A 25121-nucleotide genomic window follows, 5' to 3' on the forward strand; every position below is an offset into this window, starting at 1 on the left:
AACGAAAAACTTCACAATGTAAAACAGGGCCTTGCCCTAACAAAAAAGCTTTCCCAATCACAGAAATGGCCAATCAGCCTTTCGTTATTTCCGCGGAAGGTATCGATTATGGCATCCATCAGGTACTGAAAGAAACCGGCATCGAACCGGATATCCGTTTTTCCTCCATGGATGATCATGTGGTGATCTCTATGGTTGCCAATAATCTCGGAATCAGCATGCTTCCAAACCTTGTTATCGGAAATGCACGTGCCCAGATTCAGGCATTGCCTCTGGAACCCAATTTTTCCAGAGAACTTGGTATCGGTATCCGTTCCTATGCCGGTCTCTCTCCTGCCGCGCAGCAGTTTATCGCTGCAATTCAGGAGCATATAAATACTTTTTAAATTCTAATATCAGTCAACGTGTGACTCACTCGGGATATTTCTATTCCGTATAGGTATTTCCATTCTCATCAGTCCAGGTACCATCACCATTGTCGGTATAGCCTACACCGTTTGAATCACGATAATAATAATCACCGTTTGTAGTCTCTTTTATATCCACCGTTCCATTGACGCCCTGAAGCTCACGCTGCTCCAGTTCGATTCCGGAATTATAATTCTCATCATTCCATGTACTATAGGAATTTCCATTGGCGTCTGCCCAGGTACCATTTCCCTGATAACTGTAACGGAAGCCATTATCATCAGAATAAGTTCCGTTTCCGTTATCGTAAAGAACTCTGGATTCGGTATCACCTTCGCCAGCTGCCACGATTGATGCAACTCCGGAAGAACCACTGAATCCACTGGTGTATGGCACTCCGTCCGGCAGCTGCTCATAATAATAGCCATCACCATCGGTAGGATAATCATTTTCAGAGGTTGTATTTTCCGTTGCCTGCGCATTGTTTTCCCCGTCAGATACAGATGACATTTCCGTAGCATTTTTTTCTGTGGGTTTTTCCACATTTTGTGACATATTCTCTGTAGCCGTTACTTCTGTATCATCCTGCCCGCTCTGTGTTTCCGTGATTTCCTGCATATCTACCAGTTCAGAAGTCTTCTCTGGCTGCTGCATCGGATTCTCATTACGAATCTCATTCCCCTCTGCCTGACCGGTTCTTTCCGTACCGGCAGACACTGCACCTTCCGTTAGTTCTGACGAAATATTAAACGCCAGATTACCACCTGCTAAAAGCGCCGCCATCAGAATTCCCGGAAGGATTCCTCTTCGAAGCTTTCGTATATTTATCATATACATAATTCTGTCCCTGAATACCATTCCGCTGTCATTCAGGCTCGCTGTTACATACGGAACCTGATTATCCATCGCAACAGTTCGAAGAAGCAACTGTCTGTACATACTGCATTCCTTCCTGTTCACGCTGTGTATGACTGCCGTATCACACAGATTCTCAATATCTTCATCTGCCTCCTTCAACATCAGAAGAAGAAATGGATTAAACCAGTACACAGAAGCACCGATTCGAAGAAGCATCTTATACCAGAGGTCTTTGTGATAATAATGTGTCAGTTCATGATAGAATACAAGTTTTCGTTCTTCTGCCGAATAACCGGTTGCCGGAAGATACAGTCTTGTACAAAAAAGTCCGGCCAGAAGCGGTGTCGTAAGTCCTGCATTCTGCCTCAGCTCCGGAGCTTTTCGAATATGTCTGTTTCTGCATGCCTTTCTGTATATCTGAATGCTTACCGGATCACTGACCGGAAGACTCATTCTCTCCAGATTTTTCACTGACAGATAGTACGCCACAAATTCTCCCGCCATTTTCAGGATTGCCACAGTCAGCCAGACTGCAAGAAAAATACCTGCTGCAATTCCCGCCCATTTACCATTCTCATGAATAGCCGATGGCTTCTGAATGGAAACTCCTGCGAGATTCTGTATATTTTCATTCACAGGCTGTGCAGTATCAGAGAACTCTGTAGTCTGCACTTTCCTCTGACCACCGCTTTCCGTGACAGACTGCTTCACTTTAAAATCCACAATTGAAACTGTAGCCGGCAAACGTATCGGAATCAGAAGGCTGAGCACGACAAACATCCATATAAAATATTTCCACCTGGCTGATACTTTATTTTTAAGTGGACGCGCAAGCAATTTCACAAGTAAAATCACAATTGCCGCAATAATATTTAATTTCAGAATATGCAAAACAAATACTTCCACAATCCACTATTCCTCCCTGTCTTCCATCTCCTTAAGAAAATCGCTGAGCTCATGAATTTCTTCCGAACTGATTTTTTTCCCCTGATAAAGGGATGTTACAAATTTTTTCAGTGAATTTCCATAGAGTTTCTCAAGAACGCTCTGGCTCTCATGTGCCTGATAATCTGTCTGTGAAATCAACGGCGTATATAGATTCATTTTTCCCTGCTTGGTCACTTCTACAAAATTTTTGGCTTCCAGTCTGGTCAACAATGACAGGATTGTTGTTGGTGCAAGATTTTTCCTGGTATTGATTACTTTTTCGATCTCCGGTCGCGTCATCGGCGGAGTGCCATTCCACAGAACAAGCATAATATCAAGTTCTGATTCCGGAAGCCTCTGATATGCTTTTTTCACTTTTTCGCCTCCCTCTGTCACTAATTTCTACAAATGTAGGATCATTTTAATTGTATCATATCCGCAACCAATTACAACTGTTTCCTTTTCAAAACGAGACAACTCACTTATCAGTTTTCTGTATAATTGTTTCCATTCTCATCACTCCATGTTCCGTCACCGTTATCAGTAAATCCTGTCCCATTATCATCACGGAAATAGTAATCTCCATTTGTAGTCTGTGTAACTGTCACGCTGTTGCCGTCTGCATCTGTAAGGGTGTGCTGTTCAAGCTCTGCTCCCATATAATGTGTATCATCATTCAATGCCTGCCAGGTCTTACCGTTTTGGTCTGTAAAATAAATCTCATCGTCGGTCGTGTAGACTGTTCCATCATCACCGATATATTCACTGTCATAGTTTTTATAAATGATTCTGTCTACAGAAACACTGTTTCCATTGCTGTCAAATAACGTCAGAGTAGCTGTAGAAAGAACATCTGCATTTTCTTCTGAAGAACTTTCCCCATCCGAGTCACTTCCGTCTGCATCTGAAGAAGAGGAGGCCGCTCCCACACTCTGGCTGTCAGATGCATTCTTGGATGTAGAATCATAAGTAACTGCATCACTTTCCTGCCTTGCAGAAGACGGATTTCCCGGATAGGAAATGTCCTCTATCAGTTTTCTTACTTCACTGATATCATCTGCATCTTTTGCATATCCAACCGCCATATACAAGCTTTTTCCCTCAGAATAAATCGTCTGATAACATGCCTCATATGTATCATCACATCTGGCAATTTCCACCTTATCATCATCCACCGAATATTTATAGACAATTATATAATCACTGCCATTTGTGTAACTTGCATAAGCCCCTTCCGTATTCGCCTTCTGCCATCCGGAATCTGCCGGTGGCTGCATATAAAAATCACCATTCCCGGCGGCCATAACATTTCCACCGGAAAAAATGCCCAGCGCCACAGCTGTCATCAGTGTCATTAATTTTGCAGATTTCATCTTCATAATAGATTCCCCCTTTGATTTTTATTTTCTACTTTTGTAGAAGTTATTTTCATTCTACATCTGTAGAACATTTCTGTCAATTCTTTTTTCTACAATTGTAGAATTTTAGGGTGCTAGCTGTACCACTGCCACCTCCTCGACTTTATTGGAACATTACGGAGTAATTTACTATAAAAAAAATCCACTGTAATATTCCCCGTTCACAGTAAGTAACTGTCGGCTTTCTATTACAGTGGAAAAATCTCGTACCTGCTATTCTGTTTTCTCAGAAAAATTACATTCCTTTTGCCTTCTTTACGCACTCCAACTGTGCCTCGAACACAGCACTGCGCAGTCCCTTTTCTTCCAGAACACGTACTGCCTGAATCGTCGTTCCTGCCGGTGAGCATACCATATCTTTCAGTTCGCCCGGATGTTTGCCTGTCTCCAGCATCAGTTTTGCACTTCCGAGTACGGCCTGTGCAGCAAATTTATACGCCTGTGCACGCGGCATTCCATCTGCCACGGCAGCATCTGCCATCGCCTCAAGAAACATAAATACATATGCCGGGGAGCTTCCTGAAACTCCAACCACTGCATCCATCAGACGTTCCGGGATCACTTCTGTTTTACCGAAAGTATTGCAGAGAGTTACTGCAAGAAGTGTTTCCTTTTCCGTCACCTGTTCATTGACGCAGAGTGCTGTCATGCCCTCGCCGACCATCGCCGGAGTGTTCGGCATCGTACGGATGATTTTTGTCCCTTCTCCCAGATGTTCCCCGAGCCACTGCAAAGTTTTACCCGGTGCAATGGAAATAAAAATCTGTCCTTCTTTTACATTATCTTTGATTTCATCCAGCACTTCTTCCAGAAACTGCGGTTTCACTGCCAAAAAAACAACATCTGCAAAATCCACAACCTGTGCATTTGTGTCTGCCTTCTGAATACCCAGTTCTTTCTCAATCTTTTCACGGGTTTTGTCTGATTTTGCAGATGCGATCATATCTCCATTCTTTACTTCACCACTTTTCAGAATTCCCTTTAACATGGCAGTCGCCATATTTCCACAACCGATAAAACCAATTTTCATGATAATCTTCCTCCTTGTGTGAAAACATCAGATCATATGCAGGTACTGACAATACTATCAGCGCCTCCTCTTCGTCACTTTACAATTCTATAGTAATATTTTATCTATATCATACCTGTTTTCACACAAAAAGTAAAATACTATCTTCTTATTTTGAACATTCTCTATTGTTATTGTCCTGCTTATTTAAAGTGTAACGTTTTATGGTATTTTGCGTACTGATCAAGCAGATCACTCCACCTCTGTCCCTCCGGTTTGTTTTCGTTATTGTTGTAATTATCCGGTCCCTTCAGTTCATCCATGTATTGAGTATAATCCAGAATGTAGATATCAACTGTGGAAATGTCTCTGTCTTGGATTGCAAAAATATTGCAGTTTCCGGCAGAATCATTATATGGAAGTTTATTTCCGTTCGCGTCAAGCGCTACCATAAAACAATCACTGTCAGAGCCGTCTTCATAAAGCTCATTTACGGTCAGCTCATATGGTGTACGGATTACAGATTTAAGGCCAATACCTGCATCATTTGTATCGTTCAGTTCCAGAACCTCGGTCTGAGAATCGTCTACTGTAACCGGAATATCAAAGTTCCAGTCACCTTCATATTTGTAGTAGCCCGCATCTGTTCCATATTTTTCATAGTCATCTTCTGACCATTCATAATCTGCTTCCAGTCCTCTTACCTTCGTGATATCCAGATGCAGATTAAAGGTATCCGGAATCTCAATATCTTTAATATATTTCTGATATTCTCCACCACGCTCAGATACTTTATTGATAAATTCTTCCAGCAGCGCATATCCTTCATCCGTTTCATCATTTAAATCATCCTGTGTCACGCCCATCTCATCCAGTACCTGCTGTGTCATTTCGTTATACTTTTCATTATATTCCGTATAATCTTTCGACGCCTGTGCAAGATCATAACGGAAAATACATGCATAAGTTTTATCATCCAGGAACTGCCCTTCCACCTGACCATCGATGACCGGATCTGCATCTGCATTAAAATCAACGCCACCGGTCATATCCAGGTCAATAACCGGTGTACCGCTTTCTGCTATGGTTTCCGTCTCTGGAAATGGCGTATCACTTTTAAGCTGCATCGTCATGTAAACTGCCTGGCTGTTGGCAAATACTTCGGAACATGTGATCGTCAGACCGTCAGCGGTTTTGGTGTAGGCGGTATCTTCTTTTGTTGCCGTAGCATTTGGGGCAGTTTCTTCTTTCCCTGCCGTATTGCTTTCTGTCTGATTTCCCTTCTCACTGTCGGAAGCAGTATTTCCGGTTCCTTCTGCCTCAGCCCCATCAATCGTCTCCAGCGTCGTTGCATGATCTGCAAAATTGCCAAAGAAGCTTACGTTGTCCTGTAAGATGTCAAAAAGTCCACCAACAACCGGAATATTTTTTGCCATGACCGGATTTGTCGCATAAAATACAAAACCAACGGCCAAAGCTGCTGCCACACCACCGGCAATTCTGCCTCCGACTTTCATCCAGTGATATGGGTCTTTCGGAGCCTTTTTCTGCATGGCAGTATCATTTTCAATCATGCGGTATGCCTGATTGATCCGTTCATGTACAATGACCGGAATCTCTGTATCTTTCTGAAGTTTTTCCTGAAAATCCATTTCGTTATTATTAAGATTCGTCATTAAGCGCGTCCCTCCCTGACTTTATACTGATACATTTCTGCAACCTGTTTTCTTCCTCGCTGAAGCCGCGATTTTACAGTGCTTTCTTTCATATCCAGAATGTCACTGATCTCCCGGATATTAAATCCTTCCATATAATACAGAAGAATAACCAGTCGATATTTATTATCCAGTGGCTCCAGCACCTGTGCCCATTCCTTTGATGCATACTCCTCTTCATAAAAGGGCATCTCCGGCATCTGATCCGTATATGTGATCTGTTTTTTTCTCTGCAGAATATCTCTGCATTTATTGATCAGAATACGTATCATCCATGTCTTAAAATACCTGTTCTGCTTCAAACTTTTCAGATTTTCATAGCAGGAAAGAATAGTATCCTGTATCGCATCGGCAACATCTTCATCATTTTTCAGATATGCAGAAGCGACCTTGTACATGCTCTGCACCTGCTCATCCATAAGCCGGCAGAAAGCATCTTTATCGCCTTTCTTCGCCTTTCGTATCAAAAATTCATTCATCGTAGTCTCCATTCTCCTGTATCTGACCGGTCATCAGGAAATGTTGTGTAAAAGCTTTGTTTATGTGCTTCTACTTATTAGACGCGCAAAACACCAAAAAGGATGCAGATTTTTTCATAAAAATTTCCGCATGCAAAAAATACCGCAGAGTCACTGGAAGGGGTATGGCTCTGTGGCATGTTATTGTACTACTTTGCAAGCAGCATGGACAGATAAGAAGTTCTCGTGGTGTCCTGCATAGAATAGCCGATCGTCTGCAGTATTTCTTTAACCTTATCCAGTGCTGCTTCTTTTTTTTCTTCTGTTTCAACAATAATCTCCAGTTCCAGATAATCCCCAAGATTGGTAACAGTATCAACGCACGCTGTGATATTCTCCTTGTGAAAATACTGTCTCAGCTTTTCTACCGGAGGTACCGGTCGAAAACCGATGTGTTCGAGTATTTTACGACAGATTTTGGCATCACCTACAGTTGTTTCCAACTCCTGTCTGGTCATGGAAATATTATCCATTTTTGCCCCCTTGTATGTAATGGCTGCACTCCTCTTGCCTGTCATTCGATTCTCCGTACTGCGTACACGAAAAGCCTCATCCAAAGCGGCAAAATCATGATGATCTGACGTATAATAAGTATCCGATTCCAGAACAAGATCTGCTCTCACAAAACCCGTTTCTTCCAGAACCCTCTCTATATCTGTCCTGCTGTTTATCTTTAGTTTAATCTCAACTTCTACACTCATATTTGCTCCTGCTCCTTACATTAAAATACTGTCCAATTACCAGTTATTTTCTGTTACTGATACAGATTGATTTCTCAACACTTATAAAACATACAACTCATCTGAACTAAGGTAACTTCACTTCTTACTGCCTGTAAAATGACAGATCTTTTTCATCTAATATATCACAGTATAAATATCATGAACAGTACACCTCATATTATATAGTAGTCATTCAGAACTCATTTCAAACCTGACTTTTAATAATCAGGCTTTCCTAATACAGATTCACTTTTCTGCTATTTCTCCCATAGTATGTCATTTCGCAGGAAAGCCTTGCCTTACCATCTTCCCAGACTCAAAAATTCAATAAAAAAAGAGGAATCCTTCATACGAAAATCTCCCCTTCCGAAACACCAGGAGATATTTTCAAAGGATTCCCCATACAACAAAATTTCTTATTCACACCCAGCCCAGGGTGTACAAAGTGACGAGCAACGTCCCTTTGCGGTTTTGTATGATTCTTTAAATCACATAATCTTTCTGAACAGATCTTTCAGATCTTCCACACTTGCATCTTTCGGGTTGCCCGGTGCGCATGCATCAGCGTGTGCAGATTCTGCAAGGAACTGAAGATCTTCTTCTTTAATTGCTTCCAGTTTTGTCGGAATTCCTACATCAACAGAAAGCTTTCTGACTGCATCGATTGCAGCTTTTCTGTACTCTTCCTGTGTCATAGAATCTACATCTTTGACACCCATAGCACGGGCGATTTCACGATATTTTTCACCTGTACATTCCTGGTTATATTCCATAACGATCGGGAGCATCATTGCGCATGCAACACCATGAGGTGTATCATAAACAGCACCCAGTGTATGAGCCATGGAATGTGCAATTCCAAGACCTACATTTGAGAATCCCATACCTGCAATATACTGTCCAAGTGCCATTCCCTCACGGCCTTCTTTTGTGTTTTCTACTGCACCGCGAAGAGATTTGGAAATCAGTTCGATTGCTTTCAGATGGAACATATCTGTCATTTCCCATGCAGCTTTTGTGGTATATCCTTCGATTGCATGTGTCAGTGCATCCATACCTGTAGAAGCGGTCAGGCCCTTAGGCATAGAAGACATCATTTCCGGATCAACAACTGCGATGATCGGCATATCATGTGGGTCAACACATACGAATTTACGTTTCTTTTCAACATCAGTAATAACGTAGTTAATAGTAACTTCTGCAGCGGTTCCTGCTGTTGTCGGAACTGCAATGATCGGTACGCAAGGTTTCTTTGTCGGTGCAGTGCCTTCCAGACTTCTTACATCTTCAAATTCCGGATTCGCAATGATAATTCCAATTGCTTTTGCAGTATCCATAGAAGAACCGCCACCGATTGCAACGATATAATCTGCACCGGATTTTTTAAATGCGACCACACCATTCTGTACGTTCTGGATTGTCGGGTTTGCCTTAATATCAGAGTAAATTTCGTATTCCAGACCATCTTTTTCAAGGACATCTGTTACCTTACTTGTAACATTAAATTTAATCAGATCCGGGTCGGAACATACAAAAGCTTTCTTAAATGCATGTGCTTTTGCTTCGTTTGCGATCTCAGCGATTGCGCCTGCTCCGTGATAAGAGGTTCCATTCAAATTGATTCTGTTTGCCATGATTAAACATTCCTTTCTTACTTGCCTGCACATTGTCTTTTGCATCTGTACAGCATTATTTGCTTCAACTTTGTCATTATATTAACAATGCATCCATAAAAAAGAAAGTTACAAAATTCGTTAAGTGTAACGTTTCCTGTAACTTTCGTGATTTGTTCCAAATTTATATATTCATGTTCAGTAAAAATGACAGTGTATTTTTTATATGGCGTCTGTTTTTCAATAAAAATCCTTTATTTACAGGGTTTTTGTAATGTCAATTTAAAATTTCAAGCTTCACAAAAACCTCTGCAAGTTTTCCCGGCATACCGTCAACCACTGTCTGAGCAAGTTTCTCCGGTGTACATGTCAACTCTCCTGTCACCCATCTGACCGTCATATAGATCGAGCTCTGGCAATACATTTCCAAAAGATAATGGATGTTTTCTCCAGCTTGTTTGCCACTTTTTTCACAAATCAGATTTTCATAAAATTCCAGAATCAGTTCAAAATCATGCTGTCTGAGAGAGTTCTGTTCATCATAGCGAAATGCCGCAGCAAAAAATGTCTGCTCTTCCTGAATATAAGTAAACTTCTTCACAAGCGCATCGTAAACTGTTTTTCCCTCTCCCATATGCTCAAAGGATTTCACCAGAAGCTTATCAAAGTACCAGTTGATCAAATCATATTTGTCCAGAAAATTTCTGTAAAAAGTCTGTCTGGTAAGCCCGCATTCTTCCGTAATCTGCTTTACAGTAATGTTTTCTACCAGAGTGGATTTCATACATTCTTTCATTGCTCTTGCGAGCCGGTATTTCGTTTTTTCTCCCTTGGTCAGATCTCTCTGGTTGCCTGTTTCAGCCATTCTTTTTCATCCTCATTTAAGTATGGTGTGATTGTCTCATACACTTTGCGATGGTAATCATTTAATAGTTTTCTTTCATGGTCAGACATCTGTTGAGGATCAATTCCATCCAGATCAAATGGAACCATTGTCAGTGTTTCAAACCTCATAAACTGTCCGAAAGAAGTCTTTTCTGCCTTTCTGCAAAGCACAAGATTTTCATGTCGGATTCCAAATTCTCCCTCCAGATAATAGCCCGGTTCATCAGAAGTAAGCATACCTTCTTCTAATACCGGTGCCGGATGATCCGGAATATTTTTCCAGCGAAAACCATTTGGTCCCTCATGCACATTTAAAAGATAACCGACGCCATGTCCGGTGCCATGATTATAGTCCTCTCCCAGTTCCCAGAGTGGTCCGCGTGCAAGATAATCGAAGTTTAATCCGGTACATCCATACTTAAATTTCGCAGCTGCCAGATTCAGATTTCCACGCAGAACAGCGGTAAAATACTTCTTTTCTTTGTCGCTGACCGGTCCGAGAACTATCGTTCTTGTAATGTCTGTCGTGCCTTCCAGATAGTGTCCACCGGTATCTGCAAGTACCATTCCTTTCGCTTCAAGCGGAATATCCGTCTCCTTTGTTGCACTGTAATGTACAATAGCTGCGTGTGTTCCATATGCAATGATCGGATCGAAACTGTCCCCGAGAAAATGCTCCTGTTCGCTTCGGAATTGATAGAGTTTTTCCGCCGCACTCAGTTCTGTGATCGTCTCTTTTGCCACATTTGTTTTCAGCCAGTGAATGAATTTAGTAACCGCCACTCCGTCTTTAATGTGTGCGAACCGCTCATTTTCCATCTCTGTAGAGTTCTTGACAGCTTTCGGAAGAAGTGTCAGATTTACCTCATCCAAAATCACCGCATCTGCCGGAATATTGCTCACAAGGCGACTGTTGACACCGGATTTGGAGAGAAGGATTCTGCTGCCGGACGGTATCGCCTGTACGTAAGAATAAACTTCATTATATGGATAAATTTTCACTCCGTCAGCTTCCAGATTCTCACAGATTTTCTGCGCAAAGGCACTGACATTTGCATATAACCGAAGCTCGGTATCTGTCATGATCAGATAAGAAAGCACCACCGGGCAACAGTGAATATCATTGCCTCGGATATTCAAAAGCCACGCAATATCATCCAGTGAAGTCAGTACAAAAACGTCTGCATTTTTTGCTTTCATCTGCTCGCGGATCTTTGCAATTTTATCTGCTCTTGTCTCACCGGCCCACTTTACATCAAGCTCCATCACCGGTTCACATGAAAGTGCCGGACGGTCTTTCCAGATTTCCCCGATCAGATCATCATCTACCGAAAAACTAATGTCTTTTTCTCCCAGAAGCTGCTGCAATTCTTCCGCTTCTTTCGCACTTACTGTACGTCCGTCAAATCCCAGACACATCTTCTGTTCCAGTTTTTCTTTCAGAAATTCATGGACGGTCGGAACTCCCGGTTCCCCGGATTTAAACAGTTCGATCGTACTTCCCTTAAGCTGATCTGCCGCCTGAATAAAGTATCTGCCATCCGTCCAGAGTCCTGCCATATCCTTCATGATAACCGCTGTTCCTGCTGAACCCGTAAAACCTGTAATATATTTTCTGCATTTAAAATAATCACCCACATATTCCGAACCGTGGAAATCATCCGTCGGAACCAGATATGCATCGACTCCTTTTTCTTTCATAAGAATACGAAGAGCTTTCAGCCTTTCTTTTACTGTCATAACCTGCGCCTCCCGCCTGATAATCTGTAAATCTGTAATCCATGTTAAACAGATTCTTTCTGTTTGTCAACTAAGGGAACTGCCCTTAGACCCGTCAGGGAACCTCGCCGCTCCCCTGACAACCCCTGGGTTCCTTTAAACCTCCCAGGTTATCCAAATATGTAAACATACAAAAGTACCAGAACACCCTATCTATGTGTGGAGGAAGGTATCCTGGTACTCTGTCATTCTATTGATTTAATTAAAATTTTATTCTTGCTTTGCGTGGCCCGGTGGGGTGCGCGAGGGGAGAGCGGCCTTCGCAACTGTGAGCGCCCTCCCCTCGCATAGGGTTTTACCTGATTGCCAAATCATTGGCGGGCCGCCGGGCAGTCCCCGGCAATCTTAAATACGATTTTCCGGACATTCTGCTTTTCTTTATTTTTTATGCAGGGCATATGTGCATCCTGCGGTGCATAATATCCGAATGTTCCTTCTGTAAGAATATTGAACCCGTGATCCCCTGCTTTTTTGTAGAACAAAATGTCCTGAATTGGCGTCCTGTCTTCTTCCACCTCCAGTTCATCTGCAAAATCCACATAAATACGCTCTTCGCCTTCTTCCATAAACTGAAGATCCGCATATTTTCTGTGCGATTCCATCTGGGCATCGTCTTTATCTTTTGTCTCATAAGTCTGCACCAGAGCAAACAGATTCTCACCATCCAGCTCATAGCGTCCTTCCGCAAGATGCTCACTTTTGTCCTGTTTTATAAAATCTCTTATGAGTTTTCCGTATTCTGCAAATTCTCTGTATCTATCAAGATTTTCTATTTTATCAAAAATCATACTCCTGTCTCCTGTTTTGCTTTATCCTTGCCAAGAAGTTTCTTTACAACAGGTCCGAGTACCGGCGACAGAAGGGAAATTGCTGCCAGTGCAAGGAAAACTGCGCAAATCGGGTGCGTCAGGAAAATGGAGAAGTTTCCGTCACTCATGGTAAGGGCGCCTCTGAAGTTTGTTTCTGCCAGTGCTCCAAGAATGATACCAATTACAATCGCAGACATGGAAAACTCTGTCTTATTCATAAAATATCCGAGGAAGCCACAGAATACCATTACAAATACATCATTCATGGAATTGTTATAAGCATAGGCACCAACAAAAGTAAGAGTAAAAATAACAGGAATCAGGATCTCTTTGGGAATATTTACAACCTTGACAAATACTCTGATCAGAGAAAATCCCATAAGACCCATAACTGCGTTTGCAAGAAGAAGGCCGATAAAAATTGCATATACAGAGCTTGCCTGCTCTTTAAAAAGCAGCGGTCCAGGCTGCATTCCCTGAACCATCAATGCTCCAAGCATGATTGCTGTCGCACCATCACCAGGAATACCAAGTGTCAGCATCGGGATCATTGCACCACCGGATACAGAGTTGTTTCCGGCCTCCGGAGCAACGATACCTTCCGGTTCACCATTGCCAAAATTGTCTTTATATTTTGACCATCTCTTTGCCTGATCATAAGAAACAAACGAAGCGATGTCACCACCTGTTCCAGGTACACATCCAATAAAAGTTCCGATAATAGAGGAACGGAGAAGTGTTACAAACACTCTCTTAAGATCCTCCCATGTAGGAAATACTCTGGTAAGTTTTACATCTGTTTTTACATATTTTTCTTTATAACAGTCCTCCACACTCTGAAGAACCTGAGAAAAAGCAAACAGTCCGATCAGGATCGGTACGAAAGAAATACCGCCCAGAAGATATGTAGAACCAAAAGCAAAACGCACAGAACCGCTCAGATTATCAATTCCAATAGTTGCGATAAACAGTCCGATGAATCCTCCCAGAAGACCTTTTAAGATAGATCCAGACGAAACACTGGTGATGATACTAAGTCCGAATACTGCAAGTGCAAAGTACTCTGGTTTTGAAAATTTCAGTGCCACAGATGCAAGCATCGGAGAAAAGATGATCAAGCAGATTGCACTGAAAATTCCTCCAAATGTGGAACCAAACGTAGATAAACCAAGTGCCCGTCCCGGCTGCTTCAATTTCGTTGCCATTGGATATCCGTCCAGAGTGGTTGCTACAGATGCCGGTGTGCCCGGTGTTTTCAAAAGGATTGCCGAAATGGATCCTCCGTATATCGCTCCACAGTATATACCAAGGAGCATCAGGATTCCACCGACTCCCTGGAAGGCAAACGTAAGTGGAAACAAAAGCGCAATACCCATGTTTACAGAAAGTCCCGGCATTGCTCCAATCAGGATACCTGCACCGGTTCCGAAAATAAGGCCTGCCAGATTGCCTATCGTAAATACATTGCCAAGTGCTACTAAAATGTCAGACATTCTTCTACCTCCTTATCTCATAAATATCGGTGCCGGCAGAGAAATGTTCAGGAGCATGCCAAACAGAATATAAACAGCTGCCAGTGTAATAATCGTTGTAAGAGCAATCTTCTTTACGCTCCGTACTTCCATCAGATACATCAGTGCCGGAATGAACAACAGTGCACCAATATAAAATCCTAGAAAATACAGCACCACACAGAACAGAACAATAATTCCAAAAAGGATATAAACTCTGATATTTGCCGGTGTTGAGATCGTAAATGTCTTTGCTTCAAGTTTTTCTTTATTTTTAATCGTTGAAATCAGCAGGCATACTGAAAAAACAATGATCAGAATGCCAAGCATCATCGGCCAGAATCCGGCTCCCGGATCACCTTCGCCAATTTTTATTTTAAGTGACGAAGCCAGCGCCACAACACCCACACCGACCAAAAGCATGATCACAGAAATTATATAATTTGCTTTTTTCATGTTTCCCATTTTATTTGCCTCCTATGACGCAGACAGAAGGATTTTCCTCCTGCCTGCATGACAGTCCGTTTATTCAGTCTCAATATCTTTTAAGAGATCTTCATACATTGCATAGTCATCTTCCATCATCTTCTGGCAGTCATCTCCAATGATGCACTGTGGATCAATACCCTGTTTTTCGAAGTATTCTTTGAATTCATCACTTTCGCAGGTTGTCTTTGCTGCATCTCTCAGCTGTGTCAGAATTTCTTCCGGTGTATCTTTCGGAGCTACAAGACTTGCCCATGCACGGATCACCAAATCATGTCCCAGTTCTTTGAAAGTAGGAACATCTGGATAAATGCTGGAACGTTCTTCTGACATAACACCAAGAATCTTCATCTCGCCAGCATCTACCTGTGACTTATAGCTGGACGGATCAGCGATCGTTGCATCAATATGTCCGCCGGTAAGTGCCGCAGCAATATCTGCGGAACCATTCGGATAAGGAATGTGTTTCAGTTCCACACCAAATTCTTTTTCAAAACTTACTGCTGCCACATGCCAGATAGCTCCCATACCGGAGTTTCCTACCTGAACGGTACCAGGATTTTCTTTGCAGTATGCTGCAAAATCATCAACGGAATCATATGGTGCATCCGCTGGTACGATCAGTGCTGCCGGTGCTGCGATCGGTGCACAGATTGCTGCATAATCTTCCGGTGTTACCTGGCATTTATCCTGCCATGGGAACATTGCCAGCTCAACAGTTACCATTCCAAGTGTATATCCGTCTGCTTTTGCTGCTGAGGTTTCTACCATACCGGTAACACCGCCGCCGTCCGGTTTGTTGGTTGCTACAAAATTAGCTCCATCAAGATTTTCTTTCATATACTGCATAAGACCTCTTGCTGCGGTATCAGTTCCACCACCTGCTGCTTTCGGAATGATAACGGAAATATCTTTGCTCGGATACTTGGCTGATCCACCTGCACTTCCACATCCTGCCATTGTCGTTACTGCCATTGCTCCTGCGAGTACCAGTGCTGCTACTTTTTTACACTCCATAATTTTTTCCTCCCTTGATTATCTCACAATCTTTTGTTCTACACGTTTTGTAAGTTCATTAAGATCTCTTACTTCTTCTTTAAATGTTTCTGTCAGTCCGGATTTATCTTTTGTTCTGCTGTTCAGTGTCACATGAAGACCTTCTACCTCAGAAAGATGATATTTTGCATTTACCGGATAATACTGCCTCTCTATCAGCGATGCAATCGTCAGGAAATCAGAAACTTCTTTTGCTTTTTCTTCTTTATAGTGTTCGCAGAGCCATGTGTAAAGCTGCGGATGGAAATTATCCATAACTCCACAGAAACCTGCTGCTCCTTCCCGCATAGATTCAAGCAATGTCGTTGTATTTGCGTTGTACAGTTTCAGATTAGATCCTTCGATAACTTCCAGCTTCTTTCGGATCTGTGCAATATCACAGCAGGTATCTTTCAGGAAATAAAATCTTCCTGTAGATGCACACCAGGAAATAGTTTCCGGTGTAAGCAGTCTCTTGTACGGATACGGACACTCATAAAAACCAAGCGGAACATTCGGATCCATGTTTTCCAGAATTTTTTTGCAGTTTTCGATCCACACAGAATCATCTTCATCTTCTTTTGCCAGACGGTTAGTTATTAAAATCACTGCATCTACTCCTGTTTTGGCGATTTCATTAAGCTCTGTAATCTGATCTTCAATCTTGTCTGATACATGTCCGGATGCAATTACCGGAACTCTTCCTGCCGCAAACTCCACAGTTTTGGCTGCGTATTTTACTCTCTCCTCAAGAGACAGGTAAAACATTTCGCTTGACTGACATACGGCAAACATTCCGGAAACACCGTTTTTGATGTACCAGTCCACCAGTTCTTTCAGGCCATCATAGTCGATTTTGTTGTCCTCTGTAAACGGAGTCAGCATAACCGGCCATGAACCTCCCGGGAAACGATTTTCCATTTTTTCTTCCTCCTCTTTCCTGTTATTTTCTAATCTTCCAAAAAGCTATATTTTTCCTTTTGTATGTGTATGTGATATATAAAAAATCTTCATCCTGAATAATAGCCGGGTATGCAAATTCACCCTCACCAGTACTCAGATCTCTGATTTTTTCCCATGTTTTTCCATCGTCTTTTGAAACTGCAAGAGAAATCGGTGTTCGATCTCCCCAGTTTACTCCAACCGGATTATATACAAGAAATAATTTTCCGTCTTCAGAACGTATCATGTCGATTCCACTGTTGTTATTCGGAAGTTCCGTGGCATAAGCTTCTGTCCAGGTATCCCCTCCGTCTTTGGAGTCGCTCCGGTAGATCATGCCTTCAGTACTTCGAAGAAGCATGTGCACCTGATCCGGGATACTTTCCCATAAAGTTGGCTGAATCACACCTCTTCCATAAAAAGACTGCTCACTTACCGGAATGGAACTGTCATCTTTTCCGACTGTTCGCTCTCCTCTCTTATACTCCAGCTGACTGATTTCAACTTCCTGTGATTTATTCCATGTTTTTCCATCATCATCGGAACGATCCACAAATGCTTTCCAAATTCCCTGTTCGGTAGATCCCGGTGCCAGAATTCTTCCACTTTTCAGACGGATCGGTTTGTTTCTCACCGGTCCTCTGCCGCCCTGATCTCCCGGAACCAGTTCTTTTTCTTCTCCAAAAGTTTCTCCGTTATCTTCTGAAACCCGGTACATGGTCCGCCACTTACTTATTTCATTTCCTACTTTGTAAAAAATGATGATCTTCTTTTCATCAACCCGGAACAACACCGGATTCCAGTGTGCTTCCTCGGACTGTGCCAGAATTTTCGGTTCTTCAAAATGTTCTTCATTTCCCCTGGTGAACCAGATTGCCACATCACCGTTTCCTTCTTTGGTCCCACCAAACCAGGCTGCAAGAAATCTGTCCGGTCCGATTTTCAGTAATGTGGAAGCATGACACATATCTGTGGGACACTTTTCCATAATCAGTTTCATTTCATCCTCCCTTGTCTCAGTGTGTTCTGTATTTCAGAACGCTGTTCTGTTGTGTAAATATTTTTTTGTGAACGCGAATAGCTCACGTTCACATTTATAATAATTTCTGCTGTTTATAACCGTGTCTGTTATCTATATATTCTTTCTTAACAGGTATTTTCAGGATAAACGATTCTCGATCTTCGCTACATATTTCTTGATCAGCAACGCCCATTCCTGAATCTGATCATCTGTAAAATGAACCGCAAGACCGCTGACACTGATTGCTGCATATAGCTTATGCGTCTTGTCAAAAATTGGCATTGCCACACATTTCACCCCAAACTCATGCTCCATGTCATCGATTGCATATCCTCTCTGCCTTGTTGCCTCAAGCTCTGCTCTAAGCTGGACCGGATCAGAAATCGTATGATCTGTGTAAACAGCAAGATCCCTCTGAAGGTATGCATTGATCTCTTCTTCCGAAAGATTTGCAAGCATTGCTTTACCGATTCCGGTACAATGCATATCAGCTCTCTCACCCAGAATAGAACGCATCAGATTGACAGACTCAGTCGGATAAGTTGCTTCCAGATATACAACCTCTCCATCATGAGGAATGGCAAGATATACTCTTTCATTTGTAAAATTGGCAAGCTCCTGCATATATGGCATTGCTATCTTGATAATGGAAAAAGTTTCTTCCATTGCCCTGCTCAATGCAAAAACCTGCATTCCCAGTTTATATCGCTCTGTCTCTTCATCCTTCTCCAGATAATCCATTGCCTTCAGTGTCGTCAGAATATCATAAACATTACTCTTGTACAGACCAAGACGGTCGCTGATCTCTGTGACACCCCAGGTAGGCTTTACCAGAAAACAATTCAGAACATCCAGTGCTTTTTTTAATGACTTAACTTTGATCTCATCCTGATCCATTGACGTTCTCCTGTTGCTGTTCTGTATTTCAGAACTTTGTTATAAATTATTTTGTAACTAAAGAATAGCACATTTATATTATAATAACAATTGGACAAAATTCATATATTTATTTTTAGTTTTTCATACAAAAGTACCAAACAAGGAGACTATGTAAACATACAAAAGTACCAGAACACCCTGTCTATGTGTGGAGGAGGGTATCCTGGTACTCTGACACTCTATTGATTTAATTGAATTACTTCTTGCTTTGCGTGGCCCGGTGGGGTGCGCGAGGGGAGAGCGGCCTTCGCAACTGTGAGCGCCCTCCCCTCGCATAGGGTTTTCATATTTTACAAAATACCATTCCCCTGACTTTTAAGGCAATGATCAACCTTTTGGTTCAAAAGACATTTTCTTAGAAAAGTCCAGTAATTTTTCCGGTCTCATCTACATCGATTCTCTCTGCAGCCGGTACTTTCGGCAGTCCCGGCATAGTCATGATCTCGCCTGTCAGAGCTACGATGAATCCTGCGCCTGCGGAAATCTTCAGGTTACGTACTGTAACTTCGAAGTCTGTCGGTGCACCGAGTTTTGTCTGATCATCTGTCAGGCTGTACTGTGTCTTAGCAACGCAGATCGGGCAGTTGCCGAAGCCAAGAGCCTCAAGCTGTTTTGCCTGTTTCTGGGCATTTGCTGTAAGTACAACTCTCTTGCCACCGTAGATTTTCTGTACGATCTGGTTCAGTTTGTCCTCGATGGAGCCTTCCAGTTCATAGGAATAAGTAAAGTCGTTTGGCTCTTCAACCAGACGCAGAACTTCTTCTGCAAGTTTGATTCCGCCTTCGCCGCCTTTTGCCCATACTTCGGAAAGTGCTACGTTTACGCCGAGTTCTTTACACTTAGACTCTACAAAGTCAAGCTCTGCCTTGGTATCTGTCGGGAATGCATTGATAGCAACTACGCAAGGAAGTTTATATACATTCTTGATGTTGCTTACATGTTTCAGAAGGTTCGGGATACCTTTTTCCAGTGCTTCCAGATTTTCGTTGTTGAGGTCAGCTTTTGCTACACCACCGTTGTATTTCAGGGCACGTACAGTTGCTACGATTACAACAGCGTTCGGATGCAGATCTGCCATACGACACTTGATGTCAAGGAATTTTTCAGCACCAAGGTCAGCACCAAATCCAGCCTCTGTGATCGCATAATCAGCAAGTTTCAGAGCCATCTTTGTTGCTGTTACGGAGTTACATCCGTGTGCGATATTTGCGAATGGTCCGCCATGTACAATTGCCGGAACGTGTTCCAGTGTCTGAACAAGGTTCGGTTTCAGGGCATCTTTCAGAAGTGCAGTCATAGCGCCCTCTGCATGAAGGTCACCTGCTGTTACCGGTTTCTGCTCTGCAACTTTACCATATGTGTATCCGATGATGATCTTGGAAAGTCTTTCCTTCAGGTCTTTGATGTCACTTGCAAGGCAAAGGACTGCCATGATCTCGGATGCAACTGTGATGTCGTATCCGTCTTCACGAGGCATACCGTTTGTTCTTCCGCCAAGTCCGTCTACTACGTTACGAAGCTGACGGTCGTTCATATCCACACATCTTCTCCATGTGATCTTTCTCGGGTCAATGTTCAGTGCATTGCCCTGGAAGATATGGTTGTCGATCATTGCAGCAAGAAGGTTGTTGGCTGCACCGATCGCATGGAAGTCACCTGTGAAATGAAGGTTGATATCTTCCATCGGAACTACCTGTGCATAACCGCCGCCTGCTGCGCCGCCCTTTACACCGAATACCGGTCCGAGGGATGGCTCACGGAGAGCTACCATTACGTTTTTGCCGAGTTTCTGCATACCATCTGCAAGACCTACGGTTGTTGTGGTCTTTCCTTCACCTGCCGGTGTCGGGTTGATTGCAGTTACAAGGATCAGTTTACCATCCTTTTTGTCGCTTTCTTTCAGAAGATTGTAATCAATTTTTGCTTTGTATTTTCCGTACTGCTCCAGATATTTGTCATCAATACCTGCTTTTTCTGCAATCTCTGTGATTGGAAGCATTTCGCACTCCTGTGCAATTTCGATGTCACTTTTGAATCCCATAATTGTCTCCTTTCTGTAGGCGCCGCGTCACTTTTTAGTTAAAAAAAGCAGTATCCGAGGTTTCCTCAAATACTGCCCAGACGGTCGGCTCTGCAAATCTCTGATTCCCATGTGGTGATTTCCACTGCTCCGCCAGTCATCAGAGATTCTTTTAAATTGTTGAGACAATTTTATCATAAAGGCTTTAGTTCGTCAAGAAATTATCAAAATTATTCTTTTCTTTTTGCAAAAGTACAAAAAAATCAAAATAAATTTTGTATATTTTGCACATAGAATCAAGGACTCTATATACTCTATGCAAAGGGGACCTCGCCGGTCCCCTCTGCACACCCCTGGGCTTTTTTACTCCTCCCAGGTTATCTATGTATGTAAACATACAAAAAGTACCAGAATCCCCCGTCTATATATGAGGCAGGATATCCTGATACTTTGACATTCTATCGGTTAAACTATATTCTTGCTTTTCAGCGGGGCCAAAAAGGGGGAGTCTGAGGGGGAGCTTCGGCCTTTCGCAACTCCGAGATGCTCCCCCTCAGGGGTTTTCTGAGGTTGTCAAACCATTGACGGGTCCTAGGGCATTTCCCTAGAAGAGTGGTCTCAAGGCAGGGTATAACTCCCTGAACTTCTGGTAACGTTCCTCATATTTCGCCACAAGTTCTTCTTCCGGTTCTACGGTATCTACGACATGCGCCATCTTTTTACCGATTGTCTCAACATCCGGATAAGCTCCGCATCCAACAGCCGCAAGCATTGCGCCACCCATAGACGGGCCTTCTTCTACTTCCAGTACATCAACTTTCAGGTTCATGACATTTGCGATGATTTTCTTCCACAGAGGGCTCTTTGCACCACCGCCGCAGATCTTTGTACGCTCAATCTTAATACCAAGTTTTCTTGCAACTTCCAGAGAATCACGGAGACCGAAAGCCACACCTTCCAGAACAGCCTGTGTCATATCAGCTCTTGTGCTGTCCATGGACATTCCGAAGAAAACGCCTCTTGCATCCGGATTGTTATGTGGAGATCTCTCGCCCATCAGATACGGAAGGAAGAATACATTGTTTTCACCAAGTTTCTGAATCGGTGCCTGCTCCGCTGCGAAATCTTTTGTCTGAAGGATTTCTTCTGCCCACCATTTGTTGCAGGAAGCTGCACTCAGCATACATCCCATCAGATGATAACTTCCGTCTGCATGGCAGAAAGAATGCAGTGCATTGTTTTCGTCAACACCAAAGTTTTTACTGGAAATAAAGATAGTTCCGGAAGTACCAAGAGAAATATTACACTGTCCGTCACCAACAGTACCTGTTCCGACAGCAGCTGCAGCATTGTCACCGGCACCTGCTACAACTTTGACATCTGCGGAGAAGCCAAGTTCTTCTGCCACTTCCGGTTTCAGTGTACCGACAACTTCCCAGCTTTCATACAGCTTTGGAAGCTGTTCTTCTTTTACATCACAGATTTCCATCATTTCTTCTGACCAGCAGCGGTTCTTCACATCAAGAAGAAGCATACCGGATGCATCAGAAACATCTGTGCAGAAAGATCCGGAAAGTCTGTATGCCAGATAATCTTTCGGAAGCATGATCTTTGCGATCTTTGCAAATTTATCAGGCTCGTTTTTCTTCATCCAGAGGATCTTCGGAGCTGTAAATCCTGCAAATGCAATGTTTGCTGTGTATGCAGATAATTTATCTTTACCGATCTCATTGTTGAGATATTCTGTTTCTTTCTGGGAACGTCCGTCATTCCAGAGAATTGCCGGGCGGATCACCTGATCATTTTCGTCCAGTGTTACCAGTCCGTGCATCTGTCCTCCAAAACCGATTCCGGCTACCAGAGAGCGGTCAATTCCTTCTGTCAGTTCTTTCATTCCCTCAACACTCTGGGTAAACCAGTCTTCCGGATTCTGTTCTGACCAGCCCGGATGCGGGAAAAACAGCGGATATTCTTTTGATACGATATTACAGATCTTGCCGGATTCTTCCATCAGAAGAAGTTTTACTGCGGAAGTACCAAGGTCAACGCCGATATAATACATGTCTCCTCCTAACTGTGCACTCCATCATATGTATAAAACTCATGCACATTCTGTTTGCGATTGCTATCGATTTTTTTATCTTTATTTTTCTTTTTGCCAAGACATCCCAGGAAAACTCCCGGGATGCCTGTATTGTTTTATTTTGTTATAGTCAGAATGTGTAGATTAACCCCACGGATTTTCTGTTGGGTATCTTACTCCTGCTGGCTGGTTGTAACCGATCTTCTTTACATCCAGTCCAAGGAATTTCACTACTTCAAAGAACTGTTTTCCGTAATGTCCGAACATAACTGCTCCGTGATGCGGATAGTTGCCCTCGATCAGTACGTGACGGTAGAATCTTCCCATTTCGTTGATAGCGAAGATACCGATACCACCGAAGGATCTTGTCGGTACATCCAGGACTTCACCTTCTGCAACGTATGCTACCAGTTCACCTTCGGAGTTGCACTGCAGACGATAGAATGTAATATCAGAAGCAGCGATGTCACCTTCAAGAGTTCCTCTTGTAAAATCAGGCTCAGATCCTGCCGGCTCAAGAAGTCTGTGCTGGATAAGCTGATATTTAACGGCTCTGGATTCGCACATCTTGCATGCAGGAGTATTTCCGCAATGGAAGCCCATGAATGTATCTGTAAGTTTGTAGTCATATTTTCCTTTGATATCTTCGTCATAGATATATTTCGGAACAGAGTTGTTAATGTCAAGCAGTGTAACAGCATCGTTGGAAATGCAAAGTCCGATGTACTCGCTGAGTGCGCCGTAGATATCAACTTCACAGGATACCGGAATACCTCTGGAAGCAAGGCGGCTGTTTACATAGCAAGGTTCAAATCCAAACTGTGACGGAAATGCCGGCCAGCATTTGTCAGCAAATGCAACGTATTTTCTTGCTCCTTTGTGAGCTTCTGCCCAGTCAAGAAGAGTAAGTTCGAACTGTGCCATTCTTGCATTGAGGTCTTCGTAATATTTTCCTTCACCCATTTCTTTTGCCATATCTGCACAAACTTCCGAGATACGAGGATCGTTTTCATGCTCTTTGAAAGCAACAAGAAGATCAAGTTCGGAGTTTTCTTCGATCTCAACGCCCAGCTCATAAAGACCTTTGATCGGTGCATTACATGCAAAGAAATCCTGCGGACGTGGTCCGAATGTAATGATCTTGAGGTTACGAACGCCGATAACGGCACGTGCAACCGGTACAAAATCACCGATCATTTTTGCAATATCGTCTGCTGTTCCAACCGGATATTCCGGAATGTATGCTTCCAGATGACGCATCTTTAAGTTGTAGGAGCAGTTCAGCATACCACAGTAAGCATCACCACGTCCGTTGATCATGTCGCCATCGCCTTCTGCTGCTGCAACATACATGCACGGTCCGTCAAATCTTTCTGCGATCAGTGTCTCCGGTGTTTCCGGTCCGAAGTTTCCAAGGAAAACAACCAGCGCGTTACACTCTGCTTTGTTTACATCTTCGAGAGCTTTTTCCATATCTTTTTCGTTCTCAACAGTTACAGGACATTCATAAAGTTCTCCTTTATAAGCTGCTTTGATTGCTGCGCGTCTCTTCTCGGAGAGCTGAATCGGGAAACAGTCACGGCTTACTGCAATGATTCCAAGTTTTACTACCGGTATATTATTCATGATATAAATTCCTCCATATTATATAGAATATATTTTTGAGTTCTGTTATTTAATACGATCAGTCGATTCCAACATTTGCACCTTTCAGTCCGTTGAATGCACCTTCAATAGCTGCTTCTTCATGACCGATCAGCCATTTGTTCTTCGCTGTGAGAAGCTTGTCTTCTCCCTCGGAAGCTGTTTCAAAAGTCAGTTCTGTGTTGGTTCCTTTCGGAAGGACAACAACGCACTGGAAACCGCTTTCATTTACATGGCATGGTGCATAATGCAGTGTAGTTGCATATACTTCGATTGCAGTTCCTGCCGGAACAAGGAAAGCTTCTACTTTTGATGTGTCATATGTAAAATCTTTCTCCACATCCTGCTGATGTCCGATCAGCAGTACAAGGTCTGTCACTGCAACATTGATCTCGGAGCTGCGGTGGTATTCCAGACCGTTTAATTTCTTGTTATGTCCGTTGCAATATCCGATTTCAATCGGCAGACCGCCATATCCCTTGTTCTGCAGTTCTTTTGCAACCGGCAGTGCTTCCATTTCTTCTACGGAAGGAACATATGTCACGTCCTCCGGAACCGGAGTGTGTTTCATTTCCTTCAGAAGTTCCGTAAAATCATACCCCTCCAGTACTTTACCATATCTACGGAACGCATCATCTGCTACATTCTGAATCCTCACCTGAAGTTACCTCCTTTATTTTTTATGTTGAATTCAGTATAGCATGAGCTGCTTTCAATTGCGCCAGATTTTTTGTCCTCTTTAGTGCACTTTTTTGACCTTGTATTTTTTTAGTTGTCAA

At 42.8% G+C, this 25121-nt stretch carries 21 protein-coding genes, 1 pseudogene and 1 riboswitch; of the genes and pseudogenes, 1 reads left to right on the forward strand and 21 read right to left on the reverse strand.

From position 1 onward, the window contains the following. Positions 1-50 precede the first annotated feature (50 nt). Positions 51-386, forward strand: a pseudogene (locus H8Z79_RS09175) (LysR family transcriptional regulator substrate-binding protein); the annotation flags it as partial. Between the two features lie 40 nt (positions 387-426). Here the strand turns inward: H8Z79_RS09175 and H8Z79_RS09180 are convergent. The 21 genes from H8Z79_RS09180 to H8Z79_RS09280 all read right to left on the reverse strand — a co-directional run bounded on the left by H8Z79_RS09180 (position 427) and on the right by H8Z79_RS09280 (position 25000). Continuing rightward, positions 427-2172 carry a M56 family metallopeptidase gene (locus H8Z79_RS09180; RefSeq protein WP_118039052.1) on the reverse strand — a complete coding sequence of 582 codons (1746 nt, stop codon included), beginning with the start codon at positions 2170-2172 and terminating at the stop codon, positions 427-429. A gap of 6 nt (positions 2173-2178) precedes the next feature. After that, positions 2179-2568 carry a BlaI/MecI/CopY family transcriptional regulator gene (locus tag H8Z79_RS09185; protein WP_118039051.1) on the reverse strand — a complete coding sequence of 130 codons (390 nt, stop codon included), beginning with the start codon at positions 2566-2568 and terminating at the stop codon, positions 2179-2181. Positions 2569-2678: 110 nt separating this feature from the next. Beyond that, on the reverse strand, positions 2679-3572 hold the full coding sequence (locus H8Z79_RS09190; protein WP_015543236.1) for a beta propeller repeat protein: 894 nt from the start codon (positions 3570-3572) through the stop codon (positions 2679-2681). 274 nt (positions 3573-3846) lie between these two features. Next, positions 3847-4641, reverse strand: coding sequence for a pyrroline-5-carboxylate reductase (gene proC, locus H8Z79_RS09195; RefSeq protein ID WP_118039050.1), 795 nt, complete (start codon positions 4639-4641; stop codon positions 3847-3849). A gap of 182 nt (positions 4642-4823) precedes the next feature. Next, positions 4824-6296 (reverse strand): DUF4179 domain-containing protein, encoded by a 1473-nt coding sequence (locus tag H8Z79_RS09200; RefSeq protein ID WP_118039049.1) that lies wholly within the window; start codon positions 6294-6296, stop codon positions 4824-4826. After that, on the reverse strand, positions 6296-6814 hold the full coding sequence (locus tag H8Z79_RS09205; protein ID WP_015543233.1) for an RNA polymerase sigma factor: 519 nt from the start codon (positions 6812-6814) through the stop codon (positions 6296-6298). The genes H8Z79_RS09200 and H8Z79_RS09205 overlap by 1 nt, the downstream gene beginning before the upstream one ends. A gap of 188 nt (positions 6815-7002) precedes the next feature. Beyond that, positions 7003-7554, reverse strand: a complete 552-nt coding sequence (gene cyaB / locus H8Z79_RS09210; RefSeq protein ID WP_118039048.1) for a class IV adenylate cyclase — start codon at positions 7552-7554, stop codon at positions 7003-7005. 509 nt (positions 7555-8063) lie between these two features. Continuing rightward, positions 8064-9209, reverse strand: coding sequence for a lactaldehyde reductase (gene fucO, locus H8Z79_RS09215; RefSeq protein WP_118039047.1), 1146 nt, complete (start codon positions 9207-9209; stop codon positions 8064-8066). A 256-nt stretch (positions 9210-9465) separates the two neighbouring features. Beyond that, positions 9466-10053: a TetR/AcrR family transcriptional regulator C-terminal domain-containing protein gene (locus H8Z79_RS09220; protein WP_118039046.1), complete on the reverse strand. Its 588-nt coding sequence runs from the start codon at positions 10051-10053 to the stop codon at positions 9466-9468. Then, complete coding sequence (locus tag H8Z79_RS09225) at positions 10023-11813, reverse strand: aminopeptidase P family protein (RefSeq protein WP_118039045.1); 1791 nt, start codon at positions 11811-11813, stop codon at positions 10023-10025. Before H8Z79_RS09225 ends, H8Z79_RS09220 begins: the two co-directional genes overlap by 31 nt. Positions 11814-12163: 350 nt before the next feature. Next, a complete protein-coding gene (locus H8Z79_RS09230) occupies positions 12164-12640 on the reverse strand; it encodes a YhcH/YjgK/YiaL family protein (RefSeq protein ID WP_118039044.1) in 477 nt (158 codons plus the stop codon). Continuing rightward, positions 12637-14154, reverse strand: coding sequence for a tripartite tricarboxylate transporter permease (locus H8Z79_RS09235; RefSeq protein ID WP_118039043.1), 1518 nt, complete (start codon positions 14152-14154; stop codon positions 12637-12639). Before H8Z79_RS09235 ends, H8Z79_RS09230 begins: the two co-directional genes overlap by 4 nt. A gap of 12 nt (positions 14155-14166) precedes the next feature. Continuing rightward, complete coding sequence (locus H8Z79_RS09240; RefSeq protein ID WP_117943328.1) at positions 14167-14637, reverse strand: tripartite tricarboxylate transporter TctB family protein; 471 nt, start codon at positions 14635-14637, stop codon at positions 14167-14169. Positions 14638-14697: 60 nt separating this feature from the next. Then, a complete protein-coding gene (locus H8Z79_RS09245; RefSeq protein WP_178706139.1) occupies positions 14698-15675 on the reverse strand; it encodes a Bug family tripartite tricarboxylate transporter substrate binding protein in 978 nt (325 codons plus the stop codon). Positions 15676-15693: 18 nt separating this feature from the next. Beyond that, positions 15694-16614 carry a dihydrodipicolinate synthase family protein gene (locus H8Z79_RS09250; RefSeq protein WP_118039042.1) on the reverse strand — a complete coding sequence of 307 codons (921 nt, stop codon included), beginning with the start codon at positions 16612-16614 and terminating at the stop codon, positions 15694-15696. 22 nt (positions 16615-16636) lie between these two features. Then, entirely contained in the window at positions 16637-17635 is a 999-nt protein-coding gene (locus H8Z79_RS09255; protein ID WP_118039041.1) for a sialidase family protein, read from the reverse strand. A 159-nt stretch (positions 17636-17794) separates the two neighbouring features. After that, the gene (locus H8Z79_RS09260; protein ID WP_118039040.1) at positions 17795-18553 is read right to left on the reverse strand and encodes an IclR family transcriptional regulator; all 759 of its coding nucleotides are present in this window, start codon (positions 18551-18553) and stop codon (positions 17795-17797) included. 397 nt (positions 18554-18950) lie between these two features. After that, a complete protein-coding gene (locus H8Z79_RS09265) occupies positions 18951-20636 on the reverse strand; it encodes a formate--tetrahydrofolate ligase (protein ID WP_118039039.1) in 1686 nt (561 codons plus the stop codon). A 67-nt stretch (positions 20637-20703) separates the two neighbouring features. Further along, positions 20704-20786, reverse strand: a riboswitch (ZMP/ZTP riboswitch). Between the two features lie 433 nt (positions 20787-21219). Continuing rightward, on the reverse strand, positions 21220-22677 hold the full coding sequence (gene xylB / locus H8Z79_RS09270; protein WP_118039038.1) for a xylulokinase: 1458 nt from the start codon (positions 22675-22677) through the stop codon (positions 21220-21222). 165 nt (positions 22678-22842) lie between these two features. Beyond that, positions 22843-24324, reverse strand: coding sequence for an L-fucose/L-arabinose isomerase family protein (locus tag H8Z79_RS09275; protein WP_118039037.1), 1482 nt, complete (start codon positions 24322-24324; stop codon positions 22843-22845). Between the two features lie 58 nt (positions 24325-24382). Further along, positions 24383-25000 carry a DUF4867 family protein gene (locus tag H8Z79_RS09280; protein ID WP_072522900.1) on the reverse strand — a complete coding sequence of 206 codons (618 nt, stop codon included), beginning with the start codon at positions 24998-25000 and terminating at the stop codon, positions 24383-24385. Between the last annotated feature and the right edge of the window lie 121 nt (positions 25001-25121).

This window comes from Blautia intestinalis, assembly GCF_014297355.1.
In the GTDB taxonomy this organism is placed as follows: Bacteria; Bacillota; Clostridia; order Lachnospirales; family Lachnospiraceae; genus Blautia_A; species Blautia_A intestinalis.